Here is an 18,010-nt window from a genome sequence, read left to right on the forward strand (position 1 = left end):
AAACCTCCATCGGATCAGATTTTGATCCCGAGAGGCGTGTCACAGTAGGGCTGTCAATTTTTGATCGATTACTTGGACGAATGTGGCGAATTCTTGTAAGTCGAGTGTTTCTCCGCGCCGCTTCGGATCAATCCCAGCTTCTTTTAACCATTCTTCCACCTGTGCCTTATCTACCTTGGGAAGTAGATTGGCATGCAGTGTGTTTAAAAGCGTTTTGCGCCGTTGTGCAAAAGCGGCTCGTACAACTTTGAAGAACAATTCCTCATTCTTCACGTCAACTGCCGGACGTGAGCGCAACGTCAGCCGCGCCACGGCGGAATCCACTTGCGGTCTGGGGACAAACACATGGCTTGGCACCCTTGCCACTTCCTCGGCTTCCGCAAAATACTGGACGAGCACAGATAACGAGCTGTAATCTTTGGTGCCCGGTTTGGCCGCCAACCGATCGGCCACTTCCTTTTGGATCATGATTACGATATTGGTCAGCGGGTAGCGCTCAGTGAGCAACCGAACCAAAATGGGAGATGTGACATAGTAAGGGAGATTGGCAACCACGTGAAGCGTTTCCGCGTCTTGTAAATGCTCCCGGATGATTGCCTCCAAATCCACTTCTAAGGCATCCCCATGAATTATTTCCACGTGTGGATGATTTTGAAACAAATCTTTTAAAACTGGAACCAGCCGCCCGTCTAATTCCACCGCCACGACTTTGCCTGCATGGCCCGCCAACCGTTCCGTCAGGGCCCCGATGCCCGGACCGATCTCAATCACTCCGGATTCTTGGCTAAGCCCGGCCGCGCGGATAATTTTGTCCAACACATGGGAGTCCGTGAGGAAGTTTTGTCCCAAGCTCTTTTTCAGCGTCAAGCCATAGGTGTTTAACAGCTCCCTCGTTCTAGCTGATATTGGTTTGTGATTCATCGACTGCATCCTTTCTTACACGTTCCATTGCCTGGAATAACTCTTCTCTCGTTATGCATAGCACTTGCAGGCGACGATAGAACTGCTTGGCATTACCGTACCCAATGCCAAGCAGTTCTGCCACCTCTTGTCGCAATTCACTGGAAGCCGGTTGTCCCACAAACCCTAGCTCGATATATTCTTCCCAAGTGAGGGGCGGTTCATCACTCTCATCCACCCATTCGGTGCGGACGGACCGCAGCGCGGCTCTGATCGCCTCGGGCGTGGCATGCTCCACTCCCACTTTGCGTTTGCATCTAGCCTCGTGCTGGGTGAGAAAAGCGTGTTTTACACCCTCAATTTCCCGAGAAATAATGCGGCGTATCCGCTCTCCCGCGTGGTCCGGATCGGTGAAAACGATCACCCCTCGTTTCGCTTGGGCCCGTTTAATCTGCGCGAGGACTTCCTCCCCAATGGCGGACCCCCGTGTTTCAATGGTATCCGCATGAACGGCCCGCTTGATCGCCAATGTATCGTTGCGTCCTTCAACCACGATGACTTCCTTAAACTTCGCACCTGCCAATGAATGTACCTCTTTCTTTTTCTTTACGACAACTTAAACAAACGCTTCGCATTCTCCGAAGTAACATGGGCCAATTCCGAGAGTGATAAGCCCCTGATTTCCGCGATCGTTTCCGCCACCAAACGCACATAACCCGTTTCATTCCTCTTGCCCCGGTACGGATGTGGCGCTAGATAAGGGCAATCCGTCTCCACCAACAGGCGATCCAACGGAACGAGGCGCGCGATCTCCTTGGGCAATTTGGCATTCTTAAACGTCACGGGTCCGCCCAATCCAATCATGAAGTTGAGCTTTAGGCATTCTTCCATGATCTCCGGATCCCCGCCGAAGCAGTGCATGACCCCACCCACTTCATCCGCGTTTTCTTCTTTGAGAATCCGCACCACATCCTCATGGGCGTCACGGTCGTGAATGATGATGGGATATCCCGTTTCGCGGGCGATGGCAATCTGTTTGCGGAAGATGTCGGCTTGAATCTCCCGTGGAGAATTGTCCCAATAATAATCTAAACCCATCTCTCCCAATGCCACCACTTTGGGATGCTGAGTCAATTCGCGAATCCATGCCAAATCTTGCTCCGTGCAATCTTTGGCATCATGCGGATGCCAGCCGACAGCCGTATAGATGAAGTCATGCGCCTCGGCCAGCTCCAGCGAGGTGCGAATGGTTTCGCGGTTATAACCGACATTGACAATCATGTCTACGCCAAATTCTTCACGCGCCCGTTTGATCACTTGTTCGCGATCATCCGCAAACTGCGGGTCATTGAGATGGGCATGGGTATCAAACAACATAAAAGAGCCAATCCTCCTCCATCACACAAAAACCTGAACGATTCAATGTACCATGCTGGCCGCTGTCGAGGCCTTGGGCACCACGGTGGCGACGGGATCACCCGGCAACAGGCGCATCCGCTTCACCGGCAAGACGACGACATCGGCGCGCCCCACGATCTCCGATAGCGATACCGGCCCGATCATGCGGCTGTCTTTACTGTTATTGCGGTTGTCTCCCAACACATATAGGGAATCGCTTGGAACCGTTGTCGGTTTATAATAGGTTCCTTCATTCATCGGTCCATTGATATAAGGTTCATTTAGCGCGGTGCCATTGCGGTAGACCTTGCCGTCTTTGATCTCAATCCGGTCTCCTGGCAAACCGATCACCCGTTTGATAAAGTCCCGTTCTTCGGCCGTATGGAACACGACAATGTCACCGTACTCCGGTGTGCTGACCCGATAAATCCACTTGTTGACGATCAGCAATTCTTCCCCATCCAATGTCGGTTCCATCGAAGCGCCATGCACTTCATACGGAGCAAATAAAAACGTGCGGATGACCACGGCAATCACAACGGCCACTAAAATCGCGGCTATCCATTCCAGCACGGTCAGCCAAGAATTGGACGAGCTTTTGGTCTCTATCATTGATAGCCCTCCTGTACCCAGTTCTAGAGCATAGTTGAAGCCGATTCTCAACCTTTTTTATGTCATTGATGGGCAGATTGGTTAGCGGGAGCTGGTTATGGCTTCCACTGTTAGCAACTTTATTTGTTTCAATGGCAAAACGATGATATCGGCGCGTCCCACCACTTTAGACAGCGGGATGGTTCCCAAATCGCGACTGTCTTTGCTGTTTTCGCGATTATCTCCCAGGACATACAACATTCCCTCCGGCACCACGATGGTCCGACGGTCGCCTCTGGGATACGTAATTCCTTGAATATAAGGCTCGTTTAGTACCGTTCCATTCCGAAACACCTTACCCTCCTTAATCTCAATCCGGTCTCCCGGAAGACCAATGACACGCTTGATGAAGTCTCGCCCTGCCTCGGCATGAAACACGACAATATCTCCATGGGAGGGTTCATGGATACGATACGACCATTTATTCACAATGATTTTCTCATTGTCCTCCAGCGTGGGCCGCATCGATGCCCCCTCCACATCGTAAGGACTAAACAGGAACACGCGAATCACCATAGCGATCAAGAGCGACACGGCAATGGTACCCACCCACTCAAATGTGGTTCGTACCGCATTAGATGAGTTTCTCTTTATCATCGATTGCCTCCTTATCCAAAAGAGCCAGTAGATGCGGATTGCGGGAAAGGTGTCGTTAGGAAGGGAAGCCGCCGCTTTTTTGGGCAGACTCTCCCACTTCCATCAGTCAGCTTACTTCACTTTCGAGCCGTTTGGAATATCCCCGGACACGGTCGCCAACACCAAGCGCCCTTCTTGGGAGGCCGCCAGAATCATGCCTTGGGACAACTCGCCACGCAATTTCACCGGCTTCAAGTTGGTCACGCAGATCACCTTTTGCCCAACCAACTCTTCCGGACGATAATGTTCGGCAATGCCCGATACGACTTGGCGCTTTTCTTCACCCAAGTCCAGTTGCAATTTCAACAAACGGTTTGCGTTGGCAACGGGTTCAGCCGCCACAACTTCCGCCACCCGCAAATCGACTTTAACGAAATCATCGATGGTGATAATCCCTTCCATCTCTTTCTGCTCCTCCTGTTTCGGTGTCGCTTCTTTTTTCGCTTCATTTTCTGCTTTCGGCGTTCCCGGCTGGGTCGTCATTTGGTAAATCGCATCGATCTCCTCTTTCGCATCCAATCGCGGGAAGATCGGTGTGCCTTTATGTGTCTGGGTGCCTGGACGGAAGCCGCCAAATGTGGCCAAGCTGTCCCATGCCGTTTGTGGTCCCTCTTCCAGACCCAATTGCGCCCACATTCTTTGCGGCGTATGCGTCATGAATGGTTGAATCATGATGCTGACCATTCTAAGCGCTTCAAGCAGGTGATACAGCACGGAACCAAGGATATGGTGTTTGCCCGGGTCTTTGGCCAAGTTCCACGGTTGGGTCTGTTCAATATAGCGGTTCCCTGCGCGCACCAAATCCCATATCGCCGTCGTGGCAACGGAAAATTGGAGTTTGTCCATCTCCGCCTCCACACGTTTTACCGTATCCAAAGCTAATTTTTTAAATTCTTCATCGTATTCCGTGGCACCTTCAACCATCTCCGGCACAATGCCCTGATGGTACTTTTCAACCATGGTTAAGGTGCGATGCAATAAGTTGCCCAGATCGTTGGCCAAGTCGGCATTAAGCCGCTCGACGAAAGCTTCCGGTGTGAACACGCCATCTGATCCAAAAGGCACTTCCCTCATTAAATAATAACGGATCGCATCAAGACCGAACCGTTCAATGAGCGGAACCGGATCAATCACGTTTCCTTTGGATTTGGACATTTTTTCCCCTTGCACCAAAATCCAGCCGTGGGCGAATACTTTCTTTGGCAAAGGCAATCCGAGCGCCATCAGGAAGATGGGCCAATAAATGGTATGGAAGCGAACGATCTCTTTCCCGACCAGATGCACGTCAGCCGGCCAATAGGTCTCGTACTTGGATGGGTCATCGCTGAGATAGCCGAGCGCGGAGATATAGTTGGTCAACGCATCCAACCAAACATAAACGACATGCTCTGGATCCTTTGGCACTTTGATTCCCCAGTCAAAGGTGGTGCGGGAGATGCTCAAGTCTTCCAAACCGGGTTTGATGAAATTTTGGATCATTTCATTTTTACGGGATTCCGGTTCAATGAAACCGGGATTCTCCTCATAAAACTGCAACAAGCGATCAGCGTATTTGCTCATGCGGAAAAAATAACTCTTCTCTTTGATTTTGCTGATGGGACGACCGCAGTCCGGGCACAGCCCATCTTTGACCTGGCGATCAGTGAAGAAAGCCTCGTCATCCACACAATACCAACCTTCATATTCACCGAGGTAGATGTCGTCTTGGTCCAACAGTTGCTGGAAGATTTTCTGCACGACTTGCTTGTGGCGGTCTTCGGTGGTGCGAATGAAATCGTCATAAGAGATATCGAGCTTTTTCCATAACTCTTTAATACCCGTTACGATCTCATCAACAAACACTTGCGGTGTTTTTCCGGCGGCTTCCGCCTTCTTCTGGATTTTTTGCCCATGCTCATCCGTGCCGGTCAAGTACATGACGTCGTATCCCCGAAGTCGCTTGTATCTCGCGATGACATCCCCGGCTACGGTTGTGTAGGCATGACCGATATGTAGTTTGGCGCTTGGATAATAAATGGGTGTGGTAATGTAAAATGTGCGTTTCTGTTCACTCACTTTTCCCTTCTCCTTTCATTCACAAAATAAAAAAACCCCGCCCACATGTTGGGGCGAGATTGTTTTCACGCGGTACCACCCAATTTCGGCATCATCTCATAAAAAGCATGACGATGCCCTCATTCCATCCCCTAACGCGGGCTCACGTCCTTCCCTATTCTGCCAAAGGCATTTCAGAAAGAAATCTCCAGGGCCATCTTCATTAGCTTCTACTATGCTGGCTTTCACCTGCCCCAGCTCTCTGGCAATAGCGCCCGCTAACTACTCTTCCCCTTCACAGAAGTTCCTGTAAACGAACTTTTTCTTCTTATATATTATACATCATTCCGTTTCATGCGCTCAAGCGAGTCTCTATTAGTTTAACCGTTCTGTTATTTTTTAAGCGGTTGGAATTGATTTATTGAAGTGGATGATGTTGTGAATAGTAATAGCTTGTTTGTTAAGGCGTGGCGGGTCGTTTAACATTCAATCTCTTTCAGACTACCGCCGATCGTAACGCACCGCAAACGGTGTCTCATGTTTCTTCAGTTTTCCGTCCCCCGCCAGACGTTCCAGCTCTTGCTTCAACCGGGTCACATCCCAAGAGAGGCCGCATTCCCGGTTAATCCGCGCCACGGTTTGCACCAAGTCCGTTTCAAACACGGGCAAGGCTTCTGTCAGGGTGGTGAGAAGCTGATCGTCTTGGGCTTCCGCAAATTGCTTCAGCTCATCAAACGGATTGGACAGGTGCGGACTGCGGGTGTAGGCGCAACGCACGCGAATAAAGATGGTGCGCCCAAACACAGCCGACGAGACAAAGGTGTCGCCTGATCGCAGGTAAGGCAGGCGTTTGCCTTCTTCCGGCGTCAAGTCCGTTTCTTCCCGTAGTGTGGCGATATCGGTGCCCCGGACGGTTCGGAAAACGAATTTGGTGTTGAGCTGGGCCGTAATCGTTTCATCCAACAACGTGGGGCGTTGTGTGGCCAACACAAGGAAAACGCCGTATTTCCGTCCCTCTTGGGCAATTTCCTTAAGAATCGATTTGGCTGGGGAATCCAGCGCTTTGGGGGCGAAGTTGTGCGCCTCGTCCGTAACGACCACAAACGGGGGAAAGAAACGACCCTCTTCCCCATTCATTCTCGCATCTTTATACTCGCGCCGCTTGCGGTAAAGAGACCCGATCACGTAGGTGGCAAACACTTGCAACACCCAGGTACTGCCCTGCACTACCACCAGTTTCCCTTGCTCCAATCCCCGTTCGATCGCCCGAATATCTTGTTGGAACAGTCCCGCTTTTTCCAGGCGTTGCAAGCGCCAATGAACCCCTTTGACCGAAGATGCCGGCAACGTGCCAAACTGTTGCAACAGCTGTTTGAGGTCGTGAATCCGCTGCACATCCATCGGCGTAAGGTCCGGATTCTGCAACTGCCGATCCAAGCCCTGTTTCCCTTCTTCCAAAGCTTGAACGAGATTGCTGACGCGGTCGCTGAACGAAATGAAGGAATCCCGCTTGCGGTGGAGCATCTGGATCACATTTACCATGGCATCAGACAATTGGCTCCCCGCTGCCCCCAACAACTCCGTCACATCGCGGGTCGACAAGTCTGAGAAAGAAATTCCCACATCGCGGCCAATTTGCACGGCGACATACCGATCCGTAAAATCAAGCCCCCTCCCTTCCATGCCGGGGATGTGATCGCTAAAGTCCATCTCGAAATGGGGATCAAACACCATGGTCGGAATCCGCAATTTCATCAGTTCCTCCAACATGACGCGGAGACCAAACGATTTTCCTGAGCCCGACCCGCCGAATACGCCGATATGCGGATATTGCTGCATCGTCTTGATATCAAAGATGAAGGGCACGCCCATCTGTGGCCGAAGTTGGCCCTGTTCCATGATCATGACCTGATCTTTCAAATCTTCGGAGATGGTCGCCCCCATCGATTCCGTTCCCCGAATTTCCCCCAACAGCATCCCTTCCGCCGGAGTAGACTTCACAAGCAGGCTCCGCACCTCTTCAAACACCGGCAACCGGACAGAACAGCCCGTCCGCACCGGATGCGGCGCTTCCTCATACAATCGGAGCTTCGCCAGGTTGATTTCATCCGACTCGATGTCATACCCGATCTGTTCCAAGGTTTGAATCACTTGGGCGTCGACGAGTGACTTGTCCAATCCCATGGGAATCAGACGATTGTAGGACATCGTTTCAACCACTTCACCCCGTGGATAGTCTAACTGCCCATCTTCGATGACTAAAATCTCATTGATGCGAAACTTGCGCTCCCGCGATACGATATACACTTCTTGTTGTGTCGTTACCCCCACTACTTGCATTCTCTTCTCCCTCTCCTTCTAGATCATGCGGTCACTTCGCTTCATCGAAAGCAATCGGTGACGCAAATCCGCATCGATGTATTGTTCCACCATCGTCTCCACCAATGGATTGGTCACCCGCACCTGATTGTCCACAATATCCAACCAAAATGGGATTCCGCGTCCCTGCTCCGGTGTCAAGCTGTAAACCAGTCTTACGAGTGCCAAGCGCTCCTTTTCCTGTGACATCAACCCATCCAACCCGATAGGTTGCGGGCTTCTCGATGAGCGAAAAGCCATCTTCCACATCTGGCTCCCGGCCGGACTCCAGCCATCCCATTCAAACGCTTCACCCGGTTTCAACACACCATACAACAAATCTCGATCCGACCATGCGGAATACTCAGGGAATACCTCGCGAACCAGCCCCCGTGTGCCAATTTCTTCAGAAACCCCAATCATCAGCACATTTTTTTCTTCTGCCAATTGCGCCAAACGCTCCCAACTTTCCGCATCATCGATCCAAAAATGCAGGAGCGATCCGTCCATCAAGACCACGCGCGGCTCCCATTCGATCATCGCCTCCCGGGCCACTTTCAGTTCCAGTTGCGAGAGTAGGGTGCCCCTTTTTTTGGCCTCCCGGGCCGCTTGGCCGTCCCCCTCTTCTTCCTCTTCCAATAAAGGCGTATACACATCGGCCGCCCATTTTTCCTCACCAAGCGTTCCTTTGGCGAGCGCCTGGAACACGGATAATGTTCGCATCTGTGAGCCTTTGATGGAATTAACCGATCCGTCAACCCCGATCAGAGACCCGCCTTGCAGAAAGTCCCTTAGTTCCCCATCCGGCCATTTGCCAATCTGGTGAAACGTCCCCACCTCTTGCAATCGTTCTCGGATTTTCCGCTCATCAAACGCTGCCTCCGGATAAAGGGCACGCAAAGATTGGTTCAGTTTCTTTAATTTTGTTTTCAGTTCTTCTGAAACCGGCAGCATTCCGCATCCCTCCTCTACTCTATTTTTCAGTATGGTCAACCAGAGAGCAACCGATTTTTACCAAAAACCACTGATTACTCGGGCGAAGATTATCATTCAATGGGTTAATATATTTTGTCTCAATATAAAACTTTTTCATGATAAACATAACATATCATTAACATGATTAAGGAATTTTCTATAAAAATCCTCTAATTATATTGACTGTTATGGGAATCGTTGGTATGATGAGTTTAACGTCAATGTCGAAATTTGACGTCAATTTACAGAGAAAAAAAGACCAAAACCAAACACCAAAGCTGAGAGGAGATTCAAAAATGTTGAAATCCACAGGCATCGTGCGTAAGGTTGACGAACTGGGTCGTGTTGTGATTCCGATCGAATTGCGTCGAACTTTAGGAATTGGCGAAAAGGATGCGCTAGAAATCTATGTTGACGGAGAAAGAATCGTTCTTAAAAAATATGAACCCGCTTGCATATTCTCCGGTGAAGTTGATGAAACCATTCGCTACAAAAACAAAGTGGTTAGCAAGAAGTGTGTAGAAGAAATGTATCAATTGATCAAAGGCGAAAAAGTGACTGTTGAATAATCACCATCCCTAAGAGAAAAACGCTACTCCATTCTCTCATGCATTTGATGTTGATACAAGCTACACAAAATCATACATAAGAACTACCCCGCATGGGAAATGGCATCGTTCACACTAAATCGGAATTCTAAATATTACCCCAATTTATTTTCGACTGATGGTTAGCGGGATGATTCCACATAAAAGCGAGGTCGCTTGGGAAAGGGCGACCTCGCTTTTCGTTGCCATCCGCTCGCTTGCCATTTTAACCCTCCTGTCGTTCCCATCCATTTCCTTTCCGTCCCGCTTCCATGCGACATGTGATGAAAATGAGAAAACGAGGCTTCCCCCAAGAGAAAACCCCGTTTTGTTCCTTACACTTCGCCTCGCTCAATCATCTTAAGGATTTGATCTTTCAAAAGCTCGGATTTGGTACCGAAAACCGCTTGGAAGTTGCCTTTGCCCACTTGAACCACACCTGCCGCGCCCAGTTTCTTCAGCTTGTCTTGATCCAATTTGTTTTCATCTTTGAGAGTCATGCGCAGACGGGTCGTACAAGCATCCAATTTATCGATATTGTCTTTGCCGCCGATTGCCTCCAAAACTTCGCGGGCCAATTCGTCATCTCCGCTTTTGCCTGGAGCTTGGCCTTCCGCTTCGGTCTTATCGGTTTCATCTTCACGGCCCGGCGTTCTGATGTTGAACGCGCGGATCAACACCCGGAACAGAACATAGTAGATCACCGCGAAGATCAGCCCGATTCCGAACAATAGCCATGGCTTCGTCGCCAAGTTCAAATTCAGGAAGAAGTCAATCGCACCCGCTGAGAAGGTAAAGCCATGTTTAATGCCCAATACATGGACAATCGCCATGGAAACACCCGTTAAAAGGGCATGCACCACATACAAGAGCGGCGCCACAAACATGAACGCAAACTCAATCGGTTCCGTGATCCCTGTCAAAAAGGCAGCAATCGCCGAACTGATGAGCACCCCGGACACCAACTGGCGTTTCTCCGGCTTCGCTTCATGAATCATCGCCAAGCAAGCAGCTGGCAGAGCAAACATCAGGATGGGGAAGAAACCGGTCATAAACATTCCCGCCGTTTTGTCTCCCGCAAAGAAACGAGTCAAGTCCCCATGCACCGTTTGGCCCGCTGTATTGACGAAGTCACCGACCGTAAACCAAACAAGCGAGTTTAAGATATGATGCAAACCAAACATGAGCAACAAACGGTTTAACACGCCATAGATAAACAAACCGATCGAACCTTGGGCGATCAGCCAATTGCCCACCGCACTGATCGCGTCTTGAACCGGTGGCCAGATAAAGAGGAAAAGAATCCCCACAAATACCATCGCCATCGATGTCACAATGGGTATAAATCGCTTGCCACCAAAGAATTGCAACCAATCAGGCAACCTAATATCATGATAACGATTATAAAGCCCCGCCGTAATAAAGCCCGTGATTAGTCCGCCAACTACACCCGTGTCCAACTTCATTTCTTTGGTGCTTCCGAGATCCACGACTTGTTTCATCACCAAGTAACCGGCAACCGCAGCCAACGCCGCCGCGCCTGCGCTGTCCGTCAATCCCAACGCAACCCCGACCGCAAACAGGATGGGCAGGTTGTCAAAAATCGCTCCACCACCCTTGGCCATGATTTCCCCGATGCGAAAAATGATGGTTCCTTTGGTAAAGTAAGTTGGATCACTCAATAATGCACCGATACGCAACAGCAACCCCGCCGCTGGAAGAACGGCGATGGGCAACATGAGCGACCGGCCAATGCGCTGCAAAAAGCCTAACACTCTTCCACTTTTGCTCAAGCGAGACACCTCCCAAAATGGGTATTCCAACTCGATTGGTATAGACCTATATACCACAATCTTAATGATACATGATATTATGGGAATGTAAACCCTTTCCCCCACTGTTTTCCCAGCAACGGTTTCCACCTTTGGATAAACGTTATCCCAAGATCCAAACGTACTTTGGAAAAGGACTTTGATTATATCAATGTTGCCGCTCCCAATGCAAGACTCCCTTTTCCGCATACTCTTGCCCTGTTGCTATCCACATAACTCTCCATTCCCGCTGCTTATAATGTTATATTCACCACACATTGTTCTCTTTCCTTTATATCCGAACCGTCTGACAGCCCGCCCTTGGTTCACCTCAGTCAATCTTCTTTGTGGTACATGTTGTACACTTCCCTCTTAGGCAATGCTCGATCTTTGGCCGTTTGGGATATCGCTTCTTTTTTGCTGTTTCCCTGGGACATATAAGCATGCACATGCTCTGCCAACGATAATCCTTCCCACCAAGCATCCGGTTCTTCAGCCCGCCACGCTTCATCTCCCGCGCCTTCAATCACGATGGTGTACTCTCCCCGTGGCCCCTGCTCTTTCACATATGACAAGCAATCCACCAATTTCCCTCGCAGCCACTCTTCGTGCTTCTTCGTCAATTCACGCGTGATGGCGGCGCGTCGGTTTCCCAATACGTCCAGCAAATCGGTCAGCATCTCGATTAAGCGATGGGGCGCTTCATAAAAAAGCAAGGTGGCCGGTGATGCTTTCCATTTCTCCAACTCCACTTTCCGCTCTTTGCTTGCACGCGGCAAAAAACCCAAAAAGAGAAACGGTTGAGCGGGCAAACCTGACGCCACCAACGCCGTCAACGCCGCATTGGGTCCCGGTATGGGGACAACTGGAATCCCCTCGGCCACTGCCTGCCCCACAATCTCTTCTCCCGGGTCTGAAATGCCGGGCAATCCCGCATCACTGACAAGGGCAATCTTCATCCCTTCCTTTAACTTTTCGACCAACTCCGCCCCCCGTTTGAGCTCATTGTGTTCATGATAACTGACCATCGGGGTGGACAACTGAAAATGATTGAGCAATTTTCGAGTGTGCCGCGTATCCTCCGCCGCGATCAAATCCACTTCCCGCAACACTTCTTGCGCCCGTTCACTCATATCCCCCAGGTTGCCGATCGGTGTGCCCACTATGTATAACATGCCCTTATTTTCCGTAGTGAAGCTCTTTTGCCGTTCCATCAGATATGCCCCTTTCATGGATCAACTTTCGTTTTTGCTCCTTTGTCAACTGCTTGATCTCCCATTCCCGGCGCAAAGCCCAGGAACGATCCCCGCCCGCTTCCACATATCTCAGTGTCACGGGCCGACGGGAGCGCGTATATTTGGACGCCTGCCCCAGTCCATGTTGCCGTAGCCGGCGTTCCAACTCGCAAGTGATGCCTGTATACAAGGTTCCGTCATTACACTCCAATATGTAAACCACATAGGGTTTCTCCATCTATTCCCCCGCCTTAAAGAAAAAACGCCGGCGCCCGGACGATGCCTTCCCGTCCGGACCTCCCAGCGTTATTTTTCCTTTGATGATTTATTGAGAAAAGCGATACAGAATAGGCAATCCCCATCGCCTCGTAGCCGACCGTAATGGACATTGCATATATGAAATCCTTCATCGTACAGATTGGACAAATGATGAACGCCTTTGTGCGTTGCCTCTGCCACTGCTTCGGCTTTATGGGATGAGGATGATTCAGCTGTTCGTTGTTGTGTCGATGGCTCCTTGGGTTCCAACGATTCTTTTAAGCGTCGGTTTTCCATGACCAATCTCGTATTCTCTTCAATCAACTCGACAATCTGTTCTTTCAATCCGCCTAAACCTTTATACATTTCACCGATCTGTTGCTCCATTTGAGCAACCCGTTTAAAGATTTCCTCTTTGTCCAAGCCCCCCCACCTCGTTCAAACACCCAAGCGGTTAGTTTCCTTCACTCACGATTAAACTAGATTCTACTGGCCTGTGGAGAACTTTCACATTTGACCTCATCAAGAGGATGTTCAACTAAAGCACCCGTTTCCCTCAATTCAACTTGCACCCGACGCTCCAACAAGTTAAGCAATACGACCCGGCCCTCACCATCGGGGGTCGACACCCGCTCACCGATATCCGGCAACAATTGTTTGGCCTCTTCGTATATATCATTCTCATACTTTAAACAACACATCAGCCGACCGCATAAGCCTGAGATTTTGGTTGGGTTCAAGGACAGATTTTGATCTTTGGCCATCTTAATCGAGACGGGTTCAAAATCGCCCAAAAACGAGGAACAGCACAATACCCGGCCACATGGCCCGATGCCCCCAAGCATCTTCGCTTCATCCCGCACACCGATTTGCCGTAGCTCAATCCGCGTGCGAAACACAGCAGCTAAATCACGCACAAGTTCACGAAAATCAACTCGACCATCGGCCGTAAAATAAAAGATGATTTTATTGCGGTCAAACGTATACTCCGCATCAACCAACTTCATCTCCAACTCATGTTGATTGATTTTCTCTTGGCATACCTTCAGGGCCGCTTTGGCTGCACGCCGATTTTCTTCCATTTGCTCAGTATCCCCAACTGTCGCAATCCGTAACACTTTTTTCAGCGGCAACACCACTTCATCCTCTTGGACATGGCGGATACCCATCACGACGCTGCCATATTCAATCCCACGAACCGTTTCCACTATCACGCGATCGCCTTGTTCGACTTTGTGATCAACAGGATCAAAATAATATATCTTACCCGCTTGTCTAAAGCGAACCCCTATCACTCTTAACACGTAAGCAATCCCTCCTGCGTTGCCCTACCAGTCCCAGTACGGCCAGAGGTTGCGTCCGATTCCTCCACCCTGTCAACCGTTTCCTCCTATGAAAACCGTCATCTATCATCAACGAACTGATGTCATTCTGTCTTGATTGGGTATCCTCGTTACAGAAAAATCCCCTTCTATCATTCTATCACCTGATATGAAAAATGGGCAAACGCTTCTTTCAATTTGCCTCAGTGGTTTTCTTCCAACATTACCATTTACAAACCAAGATGATTCAAACAGAAGGAAACGTCTTCAGATGTGCAGTAGAAACAGTTTGGCCCCAAACGTCCCTGCATGGACACGCCATTCATTTCTCTAACTGGGCCAGCAAACAAAAATCCTGCATAATCTGCTCGCCAATCTCCGCCACTCCCTTTCGACCATCCAACACCACATATCGATCCGGTTGCTCTTGGGCAAGGCTTAAGTAGCCTGAACGCACACGCTCGTGAAACTTTTTCTCTTTCAATTCCATCCGATCCTTCTTTATTCCACGCATTTTCAATCGTTCTTCTCCGATATCCACAGGTAAATCCAACAAGTAAGTCCGATCAGGCACCAATCCATTGGTAGCCCAGCGGTTGATGGAGCGAACATCGTCCAGGTTCCATCTCGCCCCGTATCCTTGATAGGCTAAACTTGAATCGACATAACGGTCACAAAGCACCACTTCCCCGCGCGCAAGGGCTGGACGAATCACCTCTTCCACTAACTGAGCGCGTGATGCGGCATACAGCAGCGTTTCGGTTCGTTGTTTCATCTCACTGCATTCTGGGTTGAGCAAAATATTGCGGATCAAGTTCCCAATATAAGTACCACCCGGTTCTCTCACTTGCACGCAGGGAATCGCACGCGCTTGGAGGTAACTAGCCAAACGCTGTATTTGCGTAGATTTCCCAGCCCCTTCAGGCCCTTCAAATGTAATGAATAATCCTCTCACGACAAACCCTCCACCGCTGACAATCATTCAAATTACTGTGACGGTTGGACATCCTCCCTCATATCGAATGCCTCTTACCCGACCCCCAGCTTGCATTACGTTTGTTATATAATCAATCCAAGCCGCTGTCAAACGCTCTCCCGGCAGAACCAGAGGAATCCCCGGCGGGTAAGGAACAATCATGTCCACCGCGACCATCCCTTCGGCCTGCTGCAACGGTACCCTTCGTTTCCCCTGCCGTCTTAACTCCATCCAATGATGGACCGCTTTTTGCCATTGGGGCAATGGGGGTGGAGCCATCGGTTTTGTCGTCGGAAACGTGGGCACCGCATCGTCCAATCGGTGAAGCGCCTCAGCTAGGCGAGTCAACTCTTCATCGCTGGTTCCCAACGTAAATACAAATAATACGCGTTCGTGGTCTGCCAACTCCGTATAAATGCCTTGGTTTGCCAACCACTCCGCCAGTTGGTATCCAGTCACGCCTTGTTGGGCGATTAAGCTCAATTTTAGCGGGTCTTGCAGGCCCAGTGGTTTCTTTTCCGACAAATGACGCAAAGCTTTAATATTTCCACGGAAATTTTGTAACCGGATGAACAATTTTTGCAACGCCTCTTTCCCAACTCTTGCCATCATGCGCCGCGTCACGTCAAGAGAAGCCATCAAAGGGTAAGACGGGCTGCTTGATTCGACCACTTTCAGCCAATGCGCCACTTCTTCCGGATCGATTCTCTTTCCTTTCAAGTGTAACATGGAAGACATCGTCATCGACGACAACATCTTATGGGTGGACTGAATGGCCAGATCGGCTCCCTCATCCATGGCTGATGGCGGCAATTCACAAGTAAACCCCAAGTGCGCCCCATGAGCTTCATCCACGATCAACGGCACGCCGAACCGGTGGCATACTTTCGCCAACTCCGCAATAGATTGAATTTGACCATAATAAGTCGGGCTGGTGATCACCACCCCTTTGGCCTCTGGATGAAGACGGAGGACTTGTTCCAATACGCTGGCATCAAGTGGTTGTTCCTGTCCGTGCGCATCAAAGCCCGCGCTGAGGTAGATGGGGTGCACTCCCGCCAACATGCAACCATGAAAAATGGATTGATGGCTGTTTCGGCCAATGACCAATTCATCCCCTGGACGACAAAGGGCCAAGATACTTGCCAAGTTACCAGCCGTCGTCCCTCCGACCAGAAAAAAGGTTCGGTCGGCACGGAAAAGGTGTGCGGCCAAATCTTCGGCTTCTCGAATCACCCCGCTGGCATCATGTAAATCGTCTAAATCTCCTACTTCTGTCAAATCCAACTGCAAAAGGGGCGAAAACCAAGGTTTGCTTTCATCATCGTACGCGCTTCCCTGCTTATGTCCGGGAACATGGAAATTCCCGCATGACCGCCGGCGATGCGCTAACAACGCTTCAAATAATGGAGCATGATCCTGATCTATCCTTAAGTTCAACCCATCTTCTCTCCCTTCAAAAAGAAAAGAGACCGGATTACAGATCCAAGCCTCATCAGAAAGCCATCCACATATGTTTCGTTCAAACACTTTGCACTTTTATGATCGATCCCATTCCCGCTCATCCATCTATTTAATTAGCAAACAACCCTCTTAAGCGCCATACATAATAGAGATATACCGGGTCTTCCACTTTACTTTGTACCATTTCCTCTTCACATGTACAACAAATTTGTTTACCCAAAATTTCTAAACCTTCTTCTTTCTCTTGTCCGCATATCATACAAGCATGGGGCCATTTTTTCTCTTCCATGTTTTGCCCACCACCTTCATCTTTTATCTCCATTATTTGCAACTTACACAACCTTTAAACATCAGGAGTGACTCTCTGCATCAGTACTTGCTTCCTTGTGGTTGAAAAAGCTGACATCGCCGTGATCATCATCCTTGTGCCGTGGCAACTCGCACATAACTGCCAAACCGCCAACCTTATTAAGAAACATCTATTTTCAAAATCTCTTGATTAGAAAAGAAGCACTAATCAAGATGGGGATCACTCAAACAATTCAAGTAGACTTTCATTCATCTTATAAATGGCTTCGTCGGATATGAGATCGTCAACGCTTTTTGTTTTCCATTTTATTCAAGTAAGGGGATAAATATTTTGTGTATGGTACAGGTTAAGCTATAAGAAAAAAGGAGTGTTCCTATGTTGGAAATGAAACGGATGCTTCTTTTAATCTTTGGGTTATATCTTCCGGTTAATCTGATGTTTAGGACATACTTATGGCATCAATACAGCCATCAATCAAGACACCTTCGTTAATATGGATTTGGCCCACTCTTGTTCCGATTCCACCCACTCTATTAAAAAATGGCAAGATATTGCTAACCCCTCTCTAGAGCATATCGTCTAAATGGTTTAGCTATGGAATAAACAGATGAAAAATAAGCGTCCCACCTTAACTTTCATACCCATCTAATGGAGAAAAGGATGAAGTTGACCATTGAACTTAATGAAAAGAGAAACAGATTGGAATGCGAGCAAAAAAACCTAGCCCTTCAGGGCGGACATGAAAGCGGCGCAGGCAAGGGAGGAGTGAACCCTCCCATCAATCCCATTTTTGCAAAAATTCCATTTAGGAACATCTCCTCGACCCGTGAAATGAAACCATCATAAGCAGGAGATAAATTTCCCTTGCATAAAGCTTAAGATTCGGGTATCTCATAGAACAAAAAGCGAATGAGAAAACGTTGGATTGTAGCCGTTTGTTTTTAATCATTATTCTATCCATGTGATACGAAACCTCCATGGTTTCATCCGTTGTTCTTTTGCCGGACAAGCCTTTCTCATATGGCCAGCACATACTATCAAACCAGCTGGTATACAAAGAAAACCCCACTTCTCTTGAAGTGGGGTTGTTGGTGC

At 49.2% G+C, this 18,010-nt stretch carries 18 protein-coding genes and 1 other annotated feature; of the genes, 2 read left to right on the plus strand and 16 right to left on the minus strand.

What is annotated here, in order from left to right; genetic code table 11:
* Positions 1-39 precede the first annotated feature (39 nt).
* The 8 genes from rsmA to ACFQNG_RS20170 all read right to left on the minus strand — a co-directional run bounded on the left by rsmA (position 40) and on the right by ACFQNG_RS20170 (position 8,931).
* A complete protein-coding gene (rsmA, locus tag ACFQNG_RS20135) occupies positions 40-930 on the minus strand; it encodes a 16S rRNA (adenine(1518)-N(6)/adenine(1519)-N(6))-dimethyltransferase RsmA (protein WP_379867695.1) in 891 nt (296 codons plus the stop codon).
* On the minus strand, positions 896-1,483 hold the full coding sequence (gene rnmV / locus ACFQNG_RS20140) for a ribonuclease M5 (protein ID WP_379867696.1): 588 nt from the start codon (positions 1,481-1,483) through the stop codon (positions 896-898). The genes rsmA and rnmV overlap by 35 nt, the downstream gene beginning before the upstream one ends.
* A gap of 23 nt (positions 1,484-1,506) precedes the next feature.
* The gene (locus ACFQNG_RS20145) at positions 1,507-2,277 is read right to left on the minus strand and encodes a TatD family hydrolase (RefSeq protein WP_379867697.1); all 771 of its coding nucleotides are present in this window, start codon (positions 2,275-2,277) and stop codon (positions 1,507-1,509) included.
* Positions 2,278-2,319: 42 nt separating this feature from the next.
* The gene (lepB, locus tag ACFQNG_RS20150; protein WP_379867698.1) at positions 2,320-2,910 is read right to left on the minus strand and encodes a signal peptidase I; all 591 of its coding nucleotides are present in this window, start codon (positions 2,908-2,910) and stop codon (positions 2,320-2,322) included.
* A gap of 81 nt (positions 2,911-2,991) precedes the next feature.
* Positions 2,992-3,546, minus strand: a complete 555-nt coding sequence (gene lepB / locus ACFQNG_RS20155; RefSeq protein WP_379867699.1) for a signal peptidase I — start codon at positions 3,544-3,546, stop codon at positions 2,992-2,994.
* A 111-nt stretch (positions 3,547-3,657) separates the two neighbouring features.
* Positions 3,658-5,640, minus strand: coding sequence for a methionine--tRNA ligase (gene metG / locus ACFQNG_RS20160; RefSeq protein WP_379867700.1), 1,983 nt, complete (start codon positions 5,638-5,640; stop codon positions 3,658-3,660).
* Positions 5,641-5,686: 46 nt separating this feature from the next.
* Positions 5,687-5,927, minus strand: a binding site (T-box leader).
* Between the two features lie 193 nt (positions 5,928-6,120).
* A complete protein-coding gene (locus tag ACFQNG_RS20165; protein ID WP_379867701.1) occupies positions 6,121-7,959 on the minus strand; it encodes an ATP-binding protein in 1,839 nt (612 codons plus the stop codon).
* A gap of 18 nt (positions 7,960-7,977) precedes the next feature.
* On the minus strand, positions 7,978-8,931 hold the full coding sequence (locus ACFQNG_RS20170; RefSeq protein WP_379867702.1) for a DNA double-strand break repair nuclease NurA: 954 nt from the start codon (positions 8,929-8,931) through the stop codon (positions 7,978-7,980).
* 317 nt (positions 8,932-9,248) lie between these two features.
* Here ACFQNG_RS20170 and ACFQNG_RS20175 point away from each other — a divergent pair, with 317 nt between their 5' ends.
* Positions 9,249-9,521, plus strand: coding sequence for an AbrB/MazE/SpoVT family DNA-binding domain-containing protein (locus ACFQNG_RS20175; protein WP_379867703.1), 273 nt, complete (start codon positions 9,249-9,251; stop codon positions 9,519-9,521).
* A gap of 353 nt (positions 9,522-9,874) precedes the next feature.
* Here the strand turns inward: ACFQNG_RS20175 and nagE are convergent, their stop codons facing one another.
* The 8 genes from nagE to ACFQNG_RS20215 form a co-directional block, all read right to left on the minus strand.
* Entirely contained in the window at positions 9,875-11,314 is a 1,440-nt protein-coding gene (nagE, locus tag ACFQNG_RS20180; protein ID WP_379867714.1) for an N-acetylglucosamine-specific PTS transporter subunit IIBC, read from the minus strand.
* Positions 11,315-11,685: 371 nt separating this feature from the next.
* Complete coding sequence (gene rsmI, locus ACFQNG_RS20185; protein ID WP_379867704.1) at positions 11,686-12,564, minus strand: 16S rRNA (cytidine(1402)-2'-O)-methyltransferase; 879 nt, start codon at positions 12,562-12,564, stop codon at positions 11,686-11,688.
* A complete protein-coding gene (locus ACFQNG_RS20190; protein ID WP_379867705.1) occupies positions 12,530-12,823 on the minus strand; it encodes a GIY-YIG nuclease family protein in 294 nt (97 codons plus the stop codon). The genes rsmI and ACFQNG_RS20190 overlap by 35 nt, the downstream gene beginning before the upstream one ends.
* A 68-nt stretch (positions 12,824-12,891) precedes the next feature.
* Entirely contained in the window at positions 12,892-13,266 is a 375-nt protein-coding gene (locus ACFQNG_RS20195) for an initiation-control protein YabA (protein WP_379867706.1), read from the minus strand.
* Positions 13,267-13,322: 56 nt separating this feature from the next.
* A complete protein-coding gene (locus ACFQNG_RS20200) occupies positions 13,323-14,147 on the minus strand; it encodes a PSP1 domain-containing protein (protein ID WP_379867707.1) in 825 nt (274 codons plus the stop codon).
* Positions 14,148-14,487: 340 nt separating this feature from the next.
* Positions 14,488-15,120, minus strand: a complete 633-nt coding sequence (gene tmk / locus ACFQNG_RS20205) for a dTMP kinase (RefSeq protein WP_379867708.1) — start codon at positions 15,118-15,120, stop codon at positions 14,488-14,490.
* A gap of 27 nt (positions 15,121-15,147) precedes the next feature.
* Positions 15,148-16,581, minus strand: a complete 1,434-nt coding sequence (locus tag ACFQNG_RS20210) for an aminotransferase class I/II-fold pyridoxal phosphate-dependent enzyme (protein ID WP_379867709.1) — start codon at positions 16,579-16,581, stop codon at positions 15,148-15,150.
* Between the two features lie 133 nt (positions 16,582-16,714).
* Positions 16,715-16,927: a sigma factor G inhibitor Gin gene (locus ACFQNG_RS20215; RefSeq protein ID WP_379867715.1), complete on the minus strand. Its 213-nt coding sequence runs from the start codon at positions 16,925-16,927 to the stop codon at positions 16,715-16,717.
* A 648-nt stretch (positions 16,928-17,575) separates the two neighbouring features.
* Here ACFQNG_RS20215 and ACFQNG_RS20220 point away from each other — a divergent pair.
* Positions 17,576-17,761, plus strand: a complete 186-nt coding sequence (locus ACFQNG_RS20220; protein ID WP_379867710.1) for a hypothetical protein — start codon at positions 17,576-17,578, stop codon at positions 17,759-17,761.
* The last annotated feature ends 249 nt before the right edge of the window (positions 17,762-18,010 follow it).

Origin of the sequence: Laceyella putida (assembly GCF_042665195.1) — a bacterium.
GTDB lineage: Bacteria > Bacillota > Bacilli > Thermoactinomycetales > Thermoactinomycetaceae > Laceyella > Laceyella putida.